Annotated in this window: 17 protein-coding genes and 1 tRNA gene; 12 read left to right on the forward strand and 6 right to left on the reverse strand. The window is 46.4% G+C overall.

Going from position 1 to position 16,302, the window contains the following annotated elements; all coding sequences use genetic code 11:
- Positions 1-112: 112 nt before the first annotated feature.
- On the reverse strand, positions 113-685 hold the full coding sequence (locus tag B7L70_RS08560; RefSeq protein ID WP_081227439.1) for a metallophosphoesterase family protein: 573 nt from the start codon (positions 683-685) through the stop codon (positions 113-115).
- An 82-nt stretch (positions 686-767) separates the two neighbouring features.
- Between B7L70_RS08560 and B7L70_RS08565 the strand changes: the two genes are divergently transcribed.
- The 9 genes from B7L70_RS08565 to B7L70_RS08605 all read left to right on the forward strand — a co-directional run bounded on the left by B7L70_RS08565 (position 768) and on the right by B7L70_RS08605 (position 7,313).
- Entirely contained in the window at positions 768-992 is a 225-nt protein-coding gene (locus tag B7L70_RS08565; RefSeq protein ID WP_081227440.1) for a DUF3311 domain-containing protein, read from the forward strand.
- Complete coding sequence (locus B7L70_RS08570) at positions 992-2,545, forward strand: sodium:solute symporter (RefSeq protein ID WP_101940267.1); 1,554 nt, start codon at positions 992-994, stop codon at positions 2,543-2,545. The genes B7L70_RS08565 and B7L70_RS08570 overlap by 1 nt, the downstream gene beginning before the upstream one ends.
- A 464-nt stretch (positions 2,546-3,009) precedes the next feature.
- On the forward strand, positions 3,010-3,900 hold the full coding sequence (locus B7L70_RS08575; RefSeq protein WP_081227441.1) for a DNA-directed RNA polymerase subunit D: 891 nt from the start codon (positions 3,010-3,012) through the stop codon (positions 3,898-3,900).
- A 42-nt stretch (positions 3,901-3,942) separates the two neighbouring features.
- Positions 3,943-4,320, forward strand: coding sequence for a 50S ribosomal protein L18e (locus tag B7L70_RS08580; protein ID WP_238376177.1), 378 nt, complete (start codon positions 3,943-3,945; stop codon positions 4,318-4,320).
- Positions 4,321-4,330: 10 nt separating this feature from the next.
- Positions 4,331-4,888, forward strand: coding sequence for a 50S ribosomal protein L13 (locus tag B7L70_RS08585; protein ID WP_202908718.1), 558 nt, complete (start codon positions 4,331-4,333; stop codon positions 4,886-4,888).
- On the forward strand, positions 4,885-5,361 hold the full coding sequence (locus B7L70_RS08590; protein WP_081227443.1) for a 30S ribosomal protein S9: 477 nt from the start codon (positions 4,885-4,887) through the stop codon (positions 5,359-5,361). The genes B7L70_RS08585 and B7L70_RS08590 overlap by 4 nt, the downstream gene beginning before the upstream one ends.
- Before the next feature lie 148 nt (positions 5,362-5,509).
- Positions 5,510-5,716 (forward strand): DNA-directed RNA polymerase subunit N, encoded by a 207-nt coding sequence (locus B7L70_RS08595; protein WP_081227444.1) that lies wholly within the window; start codon positions 5,510-5,512, stop codon positions 5,714-5,716.
- Between the two features lie 116 nt (positions 5,717-5,832).
- Positions 5,833-6,078 carry a U6 snRNA-associated Sm-like protein LSm6 gene (locus tag B7L70_RS08600; RefSeq protein WP_081227445.1) on the forward strand — a complete coding sequence of 82 codons (246 nt, stop codon included), beginning with the start codon at positions 5,833-5,835 and terminating at the stop codon, positions 6,076-6,078.
- Positions 6,078-7,313 carry a methionine adenosyltransferase gene (locus tag B7L70_RS08605; RefSeq protein ID WP_081227446.1) on the forward strand — a complete coding sequence of 412 codons (1,236 nt, stop codon included), beginning with the start codon at positions 6,078-6,080 and terminating at the stop codon, positions 7,311-7,313. Before B7L70_RS08600 ends, B7L70_RS08605 begins: the two co-directional genes overlap by 1 nt.
- Here B7L70_RS08605 and B7L70_RS08610 read toward each other — a convergent pair whose 3' ends face one another.
- Positions 7,314-9,263: a DUF460 domain-containing protein gene (locus tag B7L70_RS08610; RefSeq protein ID WP_081227447.1), complete on the reverse strand. Its 1,950-nt coding sequence runs from the start codon at positions 9,261-9,263 to the stop codon at positions 7,314-7,316. It abuts the gene before it with no gap.
- A gap of 48 nt (positions 9,264-9,311) precedes the next feature.
- Positions 9,312-10,310 carry an RIO1 family regulatory kinase/ATPase gene (locus B7L70_RS08615; protein WP_081227454.1) on the reverse strand — a complete coding sequence of 333 codons (999 nt, stop codon included), beginning with the start codon at positions 10,308-10,310 and terminating at the stop codon, positions 9,312-9,314.
- Positions 10,311-10,406: 96 nt separating this feature from the next.
- Here B7L70_RS08615 and B7L70_RS08620 point away from each other — a divergent pair, with 96 nt between their 5' ends.
- The gene (locus tag B7L70_RS08620) at positions 10,407-11,714 is read left to right on the forward strand and encodes an MFS transporter (RefSeq protein WP_081227448.1); all 1,308 of its coding nucleotides are present in this window, start codon (positions 10,407-10,409) and stop codon (positions 11,712-11,714) included.
- Positions 11,715-11,727: 13 nt separating this feature from the next.
- On the opposite strand, the gene B7L70_RS08625 is transcribed toward B7L70_RS08620, so the two are convergent.
- Entirely contained in the window at positions 11,728-12,216 is a 489-nt protein-coding gene (locus B7L70_RS08625; protein ID WP_081227449.1) for a dual specificity protein phosphatase family protein, read from the reverse strand.
- 151 nt (positions 12,217-12,367) lie between these two features.
- Here B7L70_RS08625 and B7L70_RS08630 point away from each other — a divergent pair, with 151 nt between their 5' ends.
- Positions 12,368-14,224, forward strand: a complete 1,857-nt coding sequence (locus B7L70_RS08630; protein WP_081227450.1) for an aldehyde ferredoxin oxidoreductase family protein — start codon at positions 12,368-12,370, stop codon at positions 14,222-14,224.
- 22 nt (positions 14,225-14,246) lie between these two features.
- Here the strand turns inward: B7L70_RS08630 and B7L70_RS08635 are convergent, their stop codons facing one another.
- On the reverse strand, positions 14,247-15,173 hold the full coding sequence (locus B7L70_RS08635) for a mechanosensitive ion channel family protein (RefSeq protein WP_081227451.1): 927 nt from the start codon (positions 15,171-15,173) through the stop codon (positions 14,247-14,249).
- A 144-nt stretch (positions 15,174-15,317) separates the two neighbouring features.
- Here B7L70_RS08635 and B7L70_RS08640 point away from each other — a divergent pair.
- A tRNA-Ile gene (locus B7L70_RS08640) sits at positions 15,318-15,411 on the forward strand.
- 136 nt (positions 15,412-15,547) lie between these two features.
- Here the strand turns inward: B7L70_RS08640 and B7L70_RS13770 are convergent.
- Complete coding sequence (locus B7L70_RS13770) at positions 15,548-15,718, reverse strand: hypothetical protein (RefSeq protein WP_202908719.1); 171 nt, start codon at positions 15,716-15,718, stop codon at positions 15,548-15,550.
- Positions 15,719-16,302: the final 584 nt, after the last annotated feature.

Genomic DNA, 16,302 nt, shown 5'->3' on the forward strand with positions numbered 1-16,302 from the left:
AACACGTTAATAAAAATTAAACAATACCAATAAATTAATGCCTAAAATTAACATAACGTCCCCTGCATGCACCCACGCCAAACCACCCGGAGGAATTTCCTCCGGGTGGTTTTCATAACCTACCCAACTCAACTTTAATTGCCCCATACTCACTAATATGTACTATGGCATAACGGCCTTCATAAAAAGGCCCTGGATTCACTACCACCGTACCTCCAATATCATCAACACCTGGTGATTCGTGTACATGCCCCGTGAGCATCACCAACGGTTTAGCACGCTCAATAAACTCCCTAACGGCTTTACTACCAATGTGCCTACCACCCCAGGCCATATCTACCTTACAATCATAGGGCGGATAATGACTTAATACTATCAATTTACGTCCTAACCCCTCTGCTGTGCCGATCTCGATCGGGTAACCAGCTAAATATAGGTCTTTACCTATGTCTATGATACGCCCCTCAATGAGGTATTTAGATACCCTAACCCTAATGCCCAGTGGATCCATATTACCCAACACAGCATAGACAGGCTTACCAAACCTGCTAAGTAGGTCTAAAATGCCGACGTCCTCAAAATCCCCACCTACGGTAATTATATCAATAGTGCCCATTAGGTTCTTTAGTTTATCTATTAAGCCTCGTTCCCCATGGGCATCACTTATATGTAGTATCTTCACCATACACTATAACTCATTTGTTCACAGACTAATTTATTTACCTTTAGAGGTATTATTTAAAAAACAGACTACAGTAATTATTATCATGACGACCAAGACTACGGAGAGGGTAGCTACATGGAGAAAGGTTGTGGCTGGCGTGTTATTTACAATACCGTGGATATTCTACCTATTACTACCGCTATATAACACTGCGCAGCCTGAGCTTGGTGGCATACCGTTCTTCTACTGGTTCCAAACGCTGTGGCTTGTTGTGTCGTCAATACTATTCATAATAGCCGTGTTCATACTATACCCAGGTAGGAGGTGATGGTAATGAGTCCCCTAGTCGGCCCACTAGGTTGGGGTATATTCCTGGGGTTCTTTGTGATATTCGTCTTCCTGGGCTTTTACGGTGCACGTTGGCGTAGAGGCGACCTAAGCCAGTTACATGAGTGGGCGTTGGCTGGTCGTAGGCTCGGCACCTTCTTGGTCTGGTTCCTGGTCGGTGCTGACTTGTATACGGCTTACACATTCATTGCTGTGCCTTCGGGGGTATTTGCCAGCGGCGCTCTTTACTTCTTCGCAGTACCTTACGTTGCCACGACATTCGCCGTCGCCTCAGTAACCATGCCCGTGCTTTGGAGGTGGAGTAGGTTGAGGAATTATGTGACGGCTGCTGACTTCGTTCAAGATAGGTTTAACAGTAAGCTACTGGCCGGCTTCATAGCGGCTACGGGTATTGTGGCTGAGTTCCCATACATAGCCCTTCAGATAGTTGGTATGCAGGCGGTATTGACGATAATGCTCCTCGGTATTGTGAAGAATATAAAGTTAGTCAGTGATTTAGCATTGACGATAGCCTTCATTATACTGGCTGCCTTCACGTACACCAGTGGCTTAAGGGGTGCCACGTTAACTGCGGTGTTTAAGGATGCACTGGTGTTTCTGGGCGTCATTGCAATACTTGCTGCAGCACCTTTTGCGATATCTGGTGTCTTCTCAACGGCATTTAAGGCAGCCACACTAGCTGCATCAACAACAAAGGGCTTACTAGCAAGTGGTGTTGATTTCTTAAAAACACCCTTCGCAGCAGCCTACACAACGCTTTGGGTAGGCAGTGCATTGGCACTATATTTGTATCCGCACGCTGTCAATGGCGCACTGAGTGCTGAGAGCGATAAGAAACTTGCCCTAAGTACGGCTTTACTGCCTATCTATGGAGTAGCATTAGCGTTATTAGCTATGTACGGCATATTGGTTTACGGCGACACCTCAGCCATGAAGATACTAAGCCTATTCCCACCGAGCGCCAGGGGTAGCTTAGTAATACCAACGTTGGCGGTTACGACCCTGCCCGAGTGGTTGGCGGCTTTGGCATTACTTGGGGTATTTGTCGGTGGTTTAGTTCCTGCGGCTATAATGGCGATGAGCCAGGCGAACCTGTTGGTCAGGAACCTTGTTAAGCCTCTATATCCAGGGATAACACCACAGGGTGAGACTAGGGTTGCCAAGTGGGCCTCCGTAGTCTTTAAGTTCCTGGCGCTGGGTTTCGTGTTTATTGTACCAGCTACGTACGCAATATGGCTTCAGCTTCTCGGTGGTATAATAATCACGCAGACCTTGCCATCAGTATTCCTAGGCCTAGTGACGGATAGGCTTGATAAGTACTCGTTAATGGTTGGTTGGGCTGTCGGCCTTGGATTGGGGGTCTACCTATTCGTGACACCATACAAACACAAAGCATTTAACCCACTATACCCAATAGCTGGTCACCTGGTTTATATAGCGGTGATCGCCTTAGCCGTGAACCTGCTCATAGTTCTTGTGGGTACCGGCATCGCCATGGCGATAAGGGGGAATTCCTCAAGGATTCGCAGCTAAGGTGATTACTGCGGATTTTGGTCTTAAGTAATTCGACAAGTACCAGGATTGGGAAGGATGGAACGATCCTAAACGCAGGTTAAAACACGACTAACCGCACAAGCATTGTACTTATTTAATTCGCGACACCGCACAAACTTATCGCCGTTAAAAACATACCAGGTGAGGGTTTTATTGCTTATGGTGTTGACCCAATTGATCGTGTATACTTTGATATTAAAAACATCGACGGCTTTTCATAAATTTTTCGATAAAGAAGGCTTAATTTCGGATAAAATAAGACTACACAGTCCTAGTGGGGTTGTCGCCCCACCAGGAGCCAGCCCCGTGGCAACCTGAACACTGATGCCCCGAGGATGGGGGACAAAGTCCCGACAGGAGATGAAGGGTGATTAGGGACGTGGGGATGTGGGAATGGGCATACCATTAGAAATGTTTATTTACTCAAAATAGCTCGGTCTTGCGTGGTTTCGGCGAGGATTATTGACAAGTCTGATGCGTATTTGAAGGTGATTGTTGAGGGGGTGGAGCCGTCATTAGTTAATTCGTTAAGGAGGGTTTTGGTATCTGATGTGCCTGTTCTGGCGATTGACGACGTTATAATCTTAGATAACACATCCGTACTTTACGATGAGGTTATAGCCCATAGGCTAGCCATGATACCGATAAAGACCGACCTCAGGAAACTCCCAAAGATCGAGGAGTGTGAGCAGGAGCTTGTGGACCCGAGCCTATGCCAGGTTAGGTTTGAGCTTAATGTCGAGGCTAAGGAGCCCATGGTGGTCTACAGCAGGGACCTCAAGTCAGACGATCCCGAGGTTAGGCCTGTCTATGAGGACATACCAATAGTCAAGCTAGTGCCTGGCCAGAAGGTTGTTCTTGAAGCCTATGCAAGGCTTGGTAGGGCTAGGAACCACGCAAAGTGGCAGGCAGGCTTGGCTGCGTATCATTATTACCCGAGGGTTACGGTCATGGATAAGGCCTCTGATAAGTGCCGTGTATGTATTGATATTTGCAATGGCGCCATGGAGATTAGGGATGACGGATCAATAGTCGTGAATGATATCCTTAAATGCACATTCAATAGGTGGAAGGCATGCGAGCAGGTGTGCCCAGCGATAAGGGTGGATTGGGATGAGAATAAGTACGTGTTTTGGGTTGAGAGTTTCGGTAACATGCCTGTCGAGGATATGGTTAGGGAGGGCTTTAGGATATTGAAGGGTAAGTTCCAGGAGTTCGTGAACGAACTCGAGCTAGAGTTATCCAGGGGAGGGGCACCGCCACAGGGTGGTGAGGAGGTTGGCGAGTTACCTGCCGAGGAGCAGGGCGGTGAGGAGTTCGGTATTGAGGAGTGATTGGTCGTACGACCACAAATTATTTAAAAAGGGATGCCTTTGATGCTTCTTGCGATGCCGAACCCAACTGGCCCAACGAATGAGGAGTTACGCATGTTGATTAGATTCCTTAGACGAGCAGCCAATGAGTATAAGGCGGGGATTTGGGATTACGTTGCTGACTTACTTGAGAAACCGACTAGGCAGAGGGTTGAGGTTAATGTGGGTAGGATAAACAGGCTCGTCAATGATGGTGATGTTGTTGTGGTGCCGGGTAAGGTGCTTGGTCATGGTGTATTGAGCAAGAAGGTCACGATAGCTGCCTGGTCCTTTTCCAAGGGTGCCCTTGACTCTATAAAGAAGGCTGGTTCTGAGGCGATATCAATACCTGAGTTGGTTAGGCGGAATAATAGGGGTAGTAATGTTAAGGTTATTATGTAAGGTGGTGTTGATGAGCAGTAGGGTTATTGAGGCTGGTAGGAACCCGCCATCGCCTAATGAGGTCGTTGTTGATGCCACGAACCACGTGGTTGGTAGGCTAGCTTCCGTAGTTGCCAAGTGGGCTTTGGAGGGTAGGAGGGTTGTTATTATCAATGCCGAGAAGGCGGTTGTTACGGGCGACTTCAACATGGTGCTTAATTGGTATAAGACAAGGGTTAGTGAGTGGTTGACACATTACAACCCCGAGAAGGCTGGTCCAAAGATACCTAGGAAGCCTGATAGGATTTTGAGGAGGGTGATTAGGGGGATGTTACCAAGGAAGAGTGGAAGGGGTAGGGAGGCACTTAGGAGGGTTAGGGTCTTCATGGGCGTCCCACCGCAGTACGTCAATGCTGATAAAGTCGTCATAAAGGGCGCCCTACTATCGATAAGGCCCGGTGCCAAGTACGTAACGCTTGAGGAGCTTTGGAAGCACATAGAGCCCAAGCGCTATGAGGAGTGGGTTAGGGCTAGGGAGGCTTGGGAGGCGAGGCTTAAAAAGGCTCAGGGTAAGGGTGGTGGTGAATGAGTGAGCAGCAAACTAACACATCGGCGTTGCCGAGGACTATACCTAACACGACTACGCAGGAGGTCGCCGGCTTAAGGGTTGTTATTGCTGTTGGTAAGAAGAAGACTGCCATTGCTAAGGCGGTCATTAGGCCAGGTATTGGTAGGGTTAGGGTTAACGGCATACCGATTGAGGTATGGCCTATAGAGATGGCTAGGATGAGGATGATGGAGCCGCTGCTCCTGGCAGGTAAGTCCTTGGTGAGTAAGGTCGATGTTGATGTCACAGTTAGGGGTGGTGGGTTCATGGGCCAGGCAACTGCGGTGAGGATGGCAATAGCCAGGGGGTTGGTTGAATACTTCCAAAACACGGAATTACTCAGGCTTTACATGACCTATGACCCATCAATGATTAAGGGAGATCCAAGGAGGACGGAGCCGAAGAAACCAGGTCTTAAGCATGCTAGGAGTAAACGTCAGAAGGCCTATAGATGATTGTAAGAACGAACTCCAAACCCAACATACTCTCTCCCTTCGGTAGGGACAGTATTTATACCACAGCATTCATGTTCTATTATGCCAACACTATGATTGAGGTGCTTCGCAAAAGCAATTTAAAGGGGTAATAATTCCTGGAAGTTGCATGATTGTTCCAATAAGGTGCTGGACCTGTGGGAGACCGCTTGGGCATCTTTGGGAACCATTTAGGCAGAGGGTCCTTAAGAGTGAGAATCCAGAGAAGGTGCTTGATGATTTAGGCGTTACGCGTTATTGCTGTAGGAGGACTCTCCTTGCCCATATTGAGTTGATAGACCAGGTTCTCGAGTATTCTAGGATTGAAACGGAGTAAAGAGTAGGTCGTACTTACTACCGATGCTATAGTGCTCTTTATCTATTTGTATTGTTACTTTTGATACTCTCAGTGGGTGTTAAGATTTAAATATAGGTGATTTCGGCACGAACCTAATGGAGAGACCGCAACAGCCCATGAAAGTATTGCAAAAGATGGTTGGTAAGCACGTAACTGTGAAGCTCAAGAACAATAGGGTACTAAGGGGCGTTCTGGCCAATTACGATGATTGCATGAACCTAATACTTGATGAGGGTGAGGAGATGGATCAGAAGGGTGAGAATGTGGTTGTTAAGTACGGTAGGTTAGTAATTAGAGGCACACAGGTGTTGTATATAACGTCTGAGGAGACCATGGGGTGATGGGCATGGCAAGAACCATAACAATAAACACGATCAATAGAAAACCCGTCTCAGAGCTAAACGTGGAATTGGTGGAGAGGAAGGGCCTCGGACACCCTGACTACATTGCCGATGCATCGGCCGAAGCCGTCAGCAGGGCCTTGTCCAACTATTACCTTGAGAAGTACGGCGTGATACTTCATCATAATGTTGATAAGGTTCTTGTTGTTGGTGGTCAAGCAAATCCACGGTTTGGCGGTGGCGATGTACTGCAACCCATATACATATTGGTCGCTGGCAGGGTCACTACGGAGGTTAAAACCGCCACAGGTGTTGAGAAGGTACCTGTTGGCCCAATAATAATATCATCAATTAAGGAGTGGATTAAGGAGAACTTTAGGTTTCTCGATCCAGACAAGCACGTCGTTATTGATTATAGGGTTGGTATGGGATCCACAGACCTAGTCGGTGTCTATGAACTTGGTGTTAAGGCCGTTAAGGTACCACTCGCTAACGATACATCGATAGGTGTTGGCTTCGCGCCATTAACAGATACGGAGAGGCTCGTGCTTGAGACCGAGAGGCTACTTAATTCAAGGGAGTTTAAGGCAAAATTACCTGAGGTTGGTGAGGATGTAAAGGTCATGGGCCTAAGGATTGGTAAAGATGTGAAGTTAACAATAGCGTCAGCATTAATATCATCACTCGTTAAGGATAAGGATCACTACCTAAACGTTAAGGAGGAGGTAAAGAACAAAGTCCTAGACCTAGCCGCTAAAATAACGCCTAACTTAACCGTAGACGTCACGGTGAATGCAGCCGATAAGCCCGAGCACGGGATATATTACATAACGGTCACAGGTACGTCTGCAGAGCATGGCGATGATGGAGCCGTAGGCCGTGGTAATAGGGCCAATGGGTTAATAACGCCCATGAGACCAATGACTATGGAGGCCACGGCTGGTAAGAACCCTGTTAGCCACATAGGTAAGTTATACAATGTGCTTGCTAACAAGATTGCCGAGAGAATCTATGGTGAGGTTAAGGGATTGAGAGAGGTCTACGTCTATTTATTAAGCCAGATTGGTAAACCAATAAATGAACCATTAGTAGCTAATGTAGAGTTGCTGACAGAGTCTGGCGCTGAATTGACTGGCGAGGTGAAGAGTGAGGTTGAGGGTATCGTCAATGAGGAATTGGAGAACATAACGGCATTAACCGATTTAGTGGTTAAGAACAAAGTAACCCTGTTCTAACTAAATACTTCTCAAACGCCTATACTCATTAATCATACGCCTTAAATAATCCTCATCAACAACACTTAGTAACTCCTTACCAAGTGATTCCATGGCGCTATTGATTACCGACCCATCAATAAACACGACCTTGCTTACTACACCATTATAAACAATACCTAGGGGAATAACCCTCAAACCCCTCTTCCAAATGGGTCTTAATATATTCTTGTCATTAACATCAATTAATACTATGGAACTTACTCCAGCGCTTATCAACTTATCAATACCTACACGCGTAAGCTCGCCTAGGGTCATGAGGGGGATGGCATTACGCATCTGGGCGATAATGTTTATATCAAGGTCCTCATTAAACCTTATTAGCACGTATTTTCTACCCCTTATGTAATCCACGAAATCCTCCACAAATCTTCTGAGGCTATCCTCAAGCTCCATAACTTTACGTCTGTACTTCTCAACATCGCCCTCCAGAATCTCAACCCTGGCTGACAAAGCCCTAACCAATTGATCCTTCCTGGCTTCTAGATCGTAATTACTTAATAGCTCCTCAACCCTCTCCTTGGTTTCCATGTATAGTTTATTGAGCCTTTCAACTTCGGCATTTAATGCCCTTATCATCCCCTCATACTCACTGCGAATCCTATCGCACTCACACTCACACCTCTCCTGCTGCACAACCTTAACCTCCTGTTGCGGTTGTACCTCGATTTTCCTACTCGCCTCATCAACTGCCTGCTTTATGGGCATCCCCTTAATGACCAGAGCCTTAGCCTCATCAATAACCCTAGCAATGCTCCTCCTGACCTCATCCTCAACCCTATCAAGCTTAGGCTTTAATTGCATAAATGACTTATAAGCGGCAGCGAGCGCATCCCTCATGTGTGGATCCTTAACCACAATGCCCTGCTCACGGGATACCTTAACGACTATCTCACTCTTTTCGGAGATGCTTAGGTCCTTATCTGGGTAGTATAGCACCGCACCGATCATGGCGGCTAACTTCTTTGCGTAATCAGAGGGTTTGGCGGTGTCCACGGCAACGAGTATTGGTGTTCCATATTGGTAAACTATCCTGAGAACATGCCTCCTGCTAAGGTTCTTACCACTATGTAGTGTTAACACATTACCATTCATGTCGAGTATCGCCAAGCCCGTAACTATGCCAGGATCTATACCAACAATGAGCTTCCTATCCTTAATAGCACCACCAACCTCAACGGCTTCAGTCTCTGTAAGACCCGCGAACTTTATTGAGTCACTCGGTACGGATTCTACAATTACCTTAACATCCATGCTCCTACGCGGCTTTATTATCGACCTTATGGTGGTTCTGTCGGCGTAAGCTATGAAAACCACGGATCTTAAACCCTCACTCTCTGGCGCTATGAACATGTCATAATCAATACCACCCTTCTCAAGCCTCTCCTTAATCTCTTTAGCTAGATACCTAATCCTATGCGCAATATTCCTCTCAAACCTATTCCTACTCATACCACCTGGTGTGGTTGATATGGAAGCCTTGATCACAATCCTAGTCTCCGGCTCATAAACCTTAACAATAGAGCCAACACCCATTGAGCAAAGCCTTGCCAGGTACTCCGCGGTCGTGTCCGGGTCAAGCTTACCGATGCTCAGTCCAAAGTACTTATTAACAAGGACCTCCATCGACTCCTCCGTATCTGGGCTAACCCTAGTTACCTGAACCAGGTAAACGTTGAAGGGCAGCCTACCCAACCTCTTAATTATGCCGGGGCTTAACTCCATCACCTCACCAATATTATCAACAGCAATCGCGCTCGGCCTAATCCTCTTAACAATCCTTATCAAATCCTGCGGATCAACAGTGCCCCTCTCGATAATATCACCATTATTAAATACGGCGTAGGAAAACCTCCTACCATTAATATCAATCCCAATTATGGGACCTGACGCTAATCTCTCAATGAGCACAATAATTAATTATGTATAGGCTTATTACCTTAACTAACACATTCATGTTCAATAATCCTCGAACTCCTCCTCACCCTCAGACCCCATCAATTCACCAAGTCCCTCACTACCAAGAAGTTCCTCCAAAGCCTCCTCAAGACTCTCCTCCTTCACCTCAACACCACCAATAACGTAATTAAAGACCTCCTCAACATCAACATCAAGGCCGAACCTACGTACAAAGAACCTAGTCACGTTGAGTATATCCTTATGGAGCAGGTCTAGGGCACCAACCGCATTCCTCGGAACCCACTGGGGCCAGTCTATTATGTATGGTTTATTATCATCCAGACTAATCATTACATTAAACTCACTGAGGTCACCGTGCACAATACCCACATCCCTAAACATTTTCCTAACATCCTCAATAATTCCCCAGTAAACATCCTCAACATCATCAACTTCGTCAACCTCGGATAACAATGCACCGTTTATGTAGGACATAACCACCGTATGCCTGTTAACGGTTATTGGTTTAGGAACGCTAAGTCCAGCATTGTATGCGAGGACAAGCGCCTTATACTCCGTGTGCGCCGATAACCTAGACTCATAAAGCCAGGTTATGTGCCTCCTATCGCCAATCCAAGCCCTAAACCTCTTAATCTGCCTAAAGCTAGTCCTACCAAGCCTATGAAACTTAAGGACAATCTTCCCACCACCAATGGCATCGCCCGCGTACACGTCAGACTCCTTACCAACACCAATCGGTGTAGGGCTCAGTGCCTCCACAATACCCCTCTTCGCTAACGTATGCAGCGCCAGTGCGTCATAACCCATGAACGTTAACCTATAGCCAGTGTAATTACCCCTATACCTAATGACCATACCTAGGGAATTGAGCCTCCTCAGTGATTTACCAATCAACTCCTCAGGCTTCTTACTCCAATTAACGATCACGTCAAGTGGTACGAACTCAAACTTCCTATGACCAATCTCTATAATCCTGAGTACCCTGAGATCAAACGCATCCAATTGATCGTAAGCATTGACTATATTCCTGATACTCAACAAATTAATACCACCGGGAAACCCCTAATTAAATCAAACCAAATAATGAAGAGTAATGAGGGAAAAAATTATTAAGGAGAATTATAATCGATAACCGTGTCTGGTTCAGTACCAAGGCAATTAACCATCAAGCAAAGCCTACTAGCTGCAATCAGCACAATGCTTGTCTGGGGCCTTGAGTACTACGACATAATACTCTTCGCATCGCTGGCACCAATACTCGAGATTTACTTCTTCCCATCAAAGTTAGCCATAATTAGCGCAATAGAGACCTGGGGGGCCTTCGCATCGACATACTTCGTCAGGCCCATAGGGGCGATGATCTTCGGCTGGATCGGTGATGTTCACGGTAGGAGGGCAGCCACCATCATAGACGCAGCACTTGTCGGTTTAGCAACATTATCCATAGGGTTATTACCGACATACACCACAGTAGGCATTGCAGCACCCGTATTGCTGTACACCATGAGGATGCTGCAGGGTATTGGACTTGGCGGTGAGGCCGGCGGTGGTGCCACATGGGCCCTGGAACTAACGCCAAGGAACATTAGACCATACATAAACGGTGTCATGTACTCAGGCCTCTCCTGGGCTGTATTCTTAACATCCTTTGTAACCCTGAGCGCAAAATCCATAATGCGCGAATCCTTTGCCATAATTGGCTGGAGGATATTATTCATAACGGGTGCCATACCCGCACTCATAGCCCTAATCATTAGATTATGGGGTTCGGAATCCATGGAATGGCTTGAACGAGTTAAGACCCGTGGAGCGGTTAAGGTACCACTTAGTATCGTTTTATCGCAGTATTGGATACCTTTCATAGCCCTGATCCTAATAAATCTAGGATTAACGATTTACTACTACGGCGGATCTGGGTATTGGCCCTACGTAATGCGTGATATAGTTGCGCCAAAACTCGGCCTACCGCCGGATAAAGCCTACACATGGGCCCTGGTGCTCGGTATTTATGGTGGCATTGGCGCAGTTATTGGTGAATTACTTAGTGGTTTCCTCATAAGGCTCGTGGGCATTAGGTCATCCTTCATAATACCATCCACATTAATGCTTTTGCTAAGCCCACTTATAGTGTACCTAGCATTCACAATGAACCCACTATCGATATACACAAGCCTATTAATGGGCATATTATTCGGCCTAACCGCAGCACCCCAAACCCTATACTTCACGTCCATATTCCCAACAGAGATTAGGTGGAGCGCGGTTGCCTTTGGTTGGAACATAAATGCGTCGATAGGGCCTTTAACCACCGCAGCGCTACTGTTCGCCTTGGAATATTCACCAAGCTCCCCATTTACGATCGCCATCTATGGATCGGTAATAATGGTCATGGGAGCATTATTGGTGGCGCTTGGGTCGCTAATAAGGGTTAGGGAGTATTGAAGATCCAGGGTATTTAACGACTAACGCTTTTTAAATAATGCTCAAAGGCAATAAGCGCTAGGTACTGCTCATTGGTTATTGACAATTCATCATTATACCTACCCACTAACTCAATGGCATCATCAGCACTAAGCCCCCTCCTATACATTAAGTAGGCGGCTATAACCGTTGGTGAACGACCAATACCAGCATGGCAATGAACAAGTACAGGTTTTCCACTCATTATGTTCTTATCAATCCAGGTAACAATACTGTAGAGTTCATCCTCAGGTGGTGCATAACCATCCCTCGTTGGTACGTGCAGGTAATCAATACCAAACCTATGTAGGGTATCCACGTAGTCGTTGAAGTCCCAACCCTCCAGTGTGAATTCCCATTCCTCGACCAAGATAACCACAGCCCTGATCCTCATTCTATACCACATGGCCACCGTATCCTCATCAAGAGGCATTGATGAACCGGCTAGGGCTTCCTCGATTACCCAATACGGGAACTTAACCATCGACAAAATCAATGCCGGGCCACTTTAAACTATACCGCCTATATAATTACCGTTGTGCCATAGACATAGGTTATTGATTTATAATTATCTGAATAATTATTAAATTACCGATAACAACGCCTTTAAATAATACTGAAAAACAACACTGATTATGACAGTATTCAGAATACTACGAGTAGACCTATCCCGTGAACACTTTAGTGAGGAGGTAATCAAGGAGGATCTCCTAAAGAAGTTCCTTGGCGGTAGGGGTTTAGCAGCCTACCTAGCCCTTAAGGAGATACCAAGGGGCATAGACCCACTTGACCCAAGCAATAAGCTCTACATATTCTCAGGTCCATTGAGCGGCATAGCCACAATATCATCAAGTAGGGTTAACGTAACGACGAGGTCCCCATTAACCGGCGTATACACGCACGCAAACGCTGGTGGTAACTTCTCATACTGGCTTAGGAAGTCGGGTTATGATGGCTTAGTAATCGAGGGCAAGGCTGACGAACCAGTCTACCTCGTCATCAAGGATGGAGAACCAAAGCTTAAGCCCGCCAAGCACATTTGGGGCAAGTGGACTGGCGCCTCCACGAAAATGATACTTGAGGAAAACGGCTTCCCACCAGACGAGACAAAGGCTGGGGTTGCCGTTATTGGACCAGCCGGTGAGAACCTGGTTAGGTTTGCGGGAATTAGGATGAGCGATTACGAGAGATTCGCCGGCAGGGGCGGTGTTGGTGCAGTGATGGGAAGTAAGCTACTCAAGGGAATCCTCGTATGGGGCACCAGAGACCTGTATAAGGAGGTTGTTGATAGGGCTAGGTTCATGAAGGTGAATAACGACATAGTCAAGAGGATCGCGGTCCACGACACCACGAAAACGCTCCATAAGTACGGCACGAACGTCCTAATGAACATAGTACAGGCAATAGGCGCCCTACCGCACTACAACTTCGGTGGTACTGGGAAGCTTAAGGATGTAACCCCGGTCAGTGAGGAGTACATTAAGGATCATTACCCAACGGAGGTGCACGGATGCTACAACTGTCCAATAGCATGCACGCAAATGCCTGTCGTTAAGTCGGGCCCGTTCAAGATAAGCACTACCGAGAAGTACGTGAAACAGGAGTATGAGAATACGTGGGCGCTTGGGCCAAACATTGGTTTAACAGACCCTGAGGCAGACATAAAGCTGCAGAAGTTGGCTAATGAACTTGGTCTAGACACAATAAGCCTAGGCAACACCCTGGCAATGGCTGTTGAGCTTGCGAAGAACGGTAAGCTCAACCTAGATGTTGACTGGGGCGATGCTGGTGCCCTAGAGTACTTAGTATACAAGATAGCCTATAGGGACGGTGTTGGGGATGACTTGGCGGAGGGCGATTATAGGTTGGCTGTTAAGTACGGAATGCCGCAGTTATTCGTAGGCTCTAGGGGACAGGGGGTACCTGCCTATGACGCAAGGGCTCTCAAGGGATTTGCACTAGCCTACTACACCGCGAATAGGGGCGGTGACCATCTAGAGGCTTACACACCGACGTGGGAGATCTTCGGTGTCCCTGAGAGGGTTGACCCATTCTGCGAAACCCAGGAGTGCATTGAGAGGCAGGCAAGACTTGTTAAGTGGAACCAGGACTTATTCGCCGTTGTTGACTCAACAGTGTTCTGCAAGTTCGAAAACCTAATGCCAAATATAGACACTGAGAAGGATTTTGCAGACCTATACAACGCAGCCTTCGGTTGGGACTTGACACCACAGGATGTTTTGAGTATTGGTGAGAGGATATTCAATGTAGAGAGGTTGCACTGGGTTAGGGAGGGTAAGTGGGTTAAGGATGAGTTGCCGCCTAGGATGAGGGAGCCAATACCTGATGGCCCAGCTAAGGGTCATTCAGCAGCTAAGATATTTGATGAGGGCATTAAGGTTTACTACAAGTTGAGGGGTTGGGTTGATGGTAAACCGACCAAGGACACGTTGAAGAGGCTTGGTCTCGAGGAGTTTGATTACCTGCTGTGATTATCTTTAATCTATTAAAAATTCATTGCTGTTTGTTTAATTCGTTTCTAATCCTTATGGCCTCCCTGAGCACCCTATCCTTTATCTCCTCACCGTCAGCATTGCCGTCAGCAAGAACCTCGATTATTGCCTGATACATGCTTGTGCTCTGCCAGGTCTCGCCAACCCTAACCCTGACATCCTTGACACCGCCATTCCTGAGTTTATCCCTGATCCTCTCCTCGAAGGTCCAGGGATCGATGCTAGACGGCAGGTCGACCCTAGCCCTGACGCGTTTAAAGGGTGAAGCGTTTCTATGAATTAGAAGGGCGTCAAGCATTACGTAGTTGGGTATCGTGTACAACCAACCACCGTCACTAATGACCTCCGTAAACATTAGGGTTATGTTCTTGATTGTTCCCGTGAAGCCATTGGGTAATCCCTCGTGTGGGTACATAACCCTAATCACGCCATATCTCCAATTAACTATTGTGATCCTGTCGCCAGGTTTATACCTACCTGTCATTATTATCACAATACCGGCAATGACGTTTGAGAGGGTTTGTTGGGCGGCAAGACCTATGATGATACCAACGGCTGTACCGGAGAAGGCGGCAATTGATAAACCGAACCTTTCAAATGTTACTGCCAATGCTATCAGTATTGCCACTATGAGCACGGTATCTAACACGAACTTAAGCACGGTGCCTCTAACATTATCATACCTACTAATGTAATCACTGATCCTCTTCCCAGTATCCCAAACGAGTATTGCACCTATCGTAACAATTACGGCAGACCTAACAACACTATCGTAAGACATCAAAAACGCCTTCCAGGACTGGGGCAATAGGTAAAACACGATGTTTATGTATAGAACATAAATCAACACACCAATAACGCTAAGGAAGAACCAATCAATTAATATTCTGCCAATTAACCTACCAATACTAACACCGTGATCACTCATCAACACGAAAAACAAATACTGGAACAAAAAGGTTTCTCCACACCCCATAAGGGATCTATTATGATTACCATGAGAAAACAACTCCGATAAAGGATGAAACGTCAAGGAAGAAAAACATAAAAACCGTGAAGATATAAACAGACAGGGCCCGTAGCTTAGCCAGGTAAAGCGCCCGGCTGATAAGGTATAAACCGGAGATACCGGGAGATCCCGGGTTCAAATCCCGGCGGGCCCACCAGGGCTTGCCTTTAGTTAGCCATCCTCGTAATCTATACTAAACGTTTTCGCACCATAATCGGTTAATTTTTGTAAAAATAGTAATCTTACTCCAGGTGGTTAAACAAATTTTGTTTAATTGTAATAATTTAATGGCTTTATCCACGAATCACCTTAATTTCATAGTCAATATTTACGAGGTATTCCCATAGGACGTCTAGTGCTTCATCCTTACTCACAAGACCAAGTTTTGCCATTATTATGGCGTTAAATGCGCATATAATTAGGCTATCAAGGTCCGTACTACGACAGTATAGCGCCCCCTTCACATACCTACTTTATCAGTTTCTATCTTAAATACCTTTCTATTTCAAGACCATTTACTAAGTAAGCATTATCAAATTAGTGATAAACAACTATCGAGAATTGCGTAATATACATAAAAAATTAGGGTAATACATAAGTATTTTCTTGATCACTCGATAAGGTAATTAATATAAATACAAAAATACTAAACATATATAGTGCCTATACCTGCCTTGCATTCACGTCATTGGTGCCGGGCCAACGACCCGGCCAAACCGGGCCGCTGATCCGACACCAATGGCGTGGGTGCATGCAGGGGGCAATTTCGGTTTTCATGATTATTCGTGGGGTTTATTACTATTGGTGATGAAGCGAATGAATTTATTAACCCTAACCCCAACACTCACACCGGTTACCCTGGGTTTCTGAGAGCCGTAGGACTGTGAGCCGCGGGCGACCGTTGGGGAACCACTGCGGTGAGGGGCTCGGGGAGACCGTCGAGAAGGAGACGGCGGGTCAACCGCCATCTCCGGAGAGACGGCAAGATGTTATCCTTCTACGTTATTATTAATTATTATTACGTGTGTTTTATGTTATTTTTCATGGG

The organism is Vulcanisaeta sp. EB80 (assembly GCF_002078205.2).

Coding starts and splice junctions, on each gene's coding strand:
- B7L70_RS08560 (WP_081227439.1), bottom strand. CDS start 685: ATGGTGAAGATACTACATATAAGTGATGCCCATGGGGAACGAGGCTTA.
- B7L70_RS08565 (WP_081227440.1), top strand. CDS start 768: ATGACGACCAAGACTACGGAGAGGGTAGCTACATGGAGAAAGGTTGTG.
- B7L70_RS08570 (WP_101940267.1), top strand. CDS start 992: ATGGTAATGAGTCCCCTAGTCGGCCCACTAGGTTGGGGTATATTCCTG.
- B7L70_RS08580 (WP_238376177.1), top strand. CDS start 3,943: ATGCTTCTTGCGATGCCGAACCCAACTGGCCCAACGAATGAGGAGTTA.
- B7L70_RS08585 (WP_202908718.1), top strand. CDS start 4,331: ATGAGCAGTAGGGTTATTGAGGCTGGTAGGAACCCGCCATCGCCTAAT.
- B7L70_RS08590 (WP_081227443.1), top strand. CDS start 4,885: ATGAGTGAGCAGCAAACTAACACATCGGCGTTGCCGAGGACTATACCT.
- B7L70_RS08595 (WP_081227444.1), top strand. CDS start 5,510: ATGATTGTTCCAATAAGGTGCTGGACCTGTGGGAGACCGCTTGGGCAT.
- B7L70_RS08600 (WP_081227445.1), top strand. CDS start 5,833: ATGGAGAGACCGCAACAGCCCATGAAAGTATTGCAAAAGATGGTTGGT.
- B7L70_RS08605 (WP_081227446.1), top strand. CDS start 6,078: ATGGGCATGGCAAGAACCATAACAATAAACACGATCAATAGAAAACCC.
- B7L70_RS08625 (WP_081227449.1), bottom strand. CDS start 12,216: ATGGTTAAGTTCCCGTATTGGGTAATCGAGGAAGCCCTAGCCGGTTCA.
- B7L70_RS08630 (WP_081227450.1), top strand. CDS start 12,368: ATGACAGTATTCAGAATACTACGAGTAGACCTATCCCGTGAACACTTT.
- B7L70_RS08635 (WP_081227451.1), bottom strand. CDS start 15,173: ATGAGTGATCACGGTGTTAGTATTGGTAGGTTAATTGGCAGAATATTA.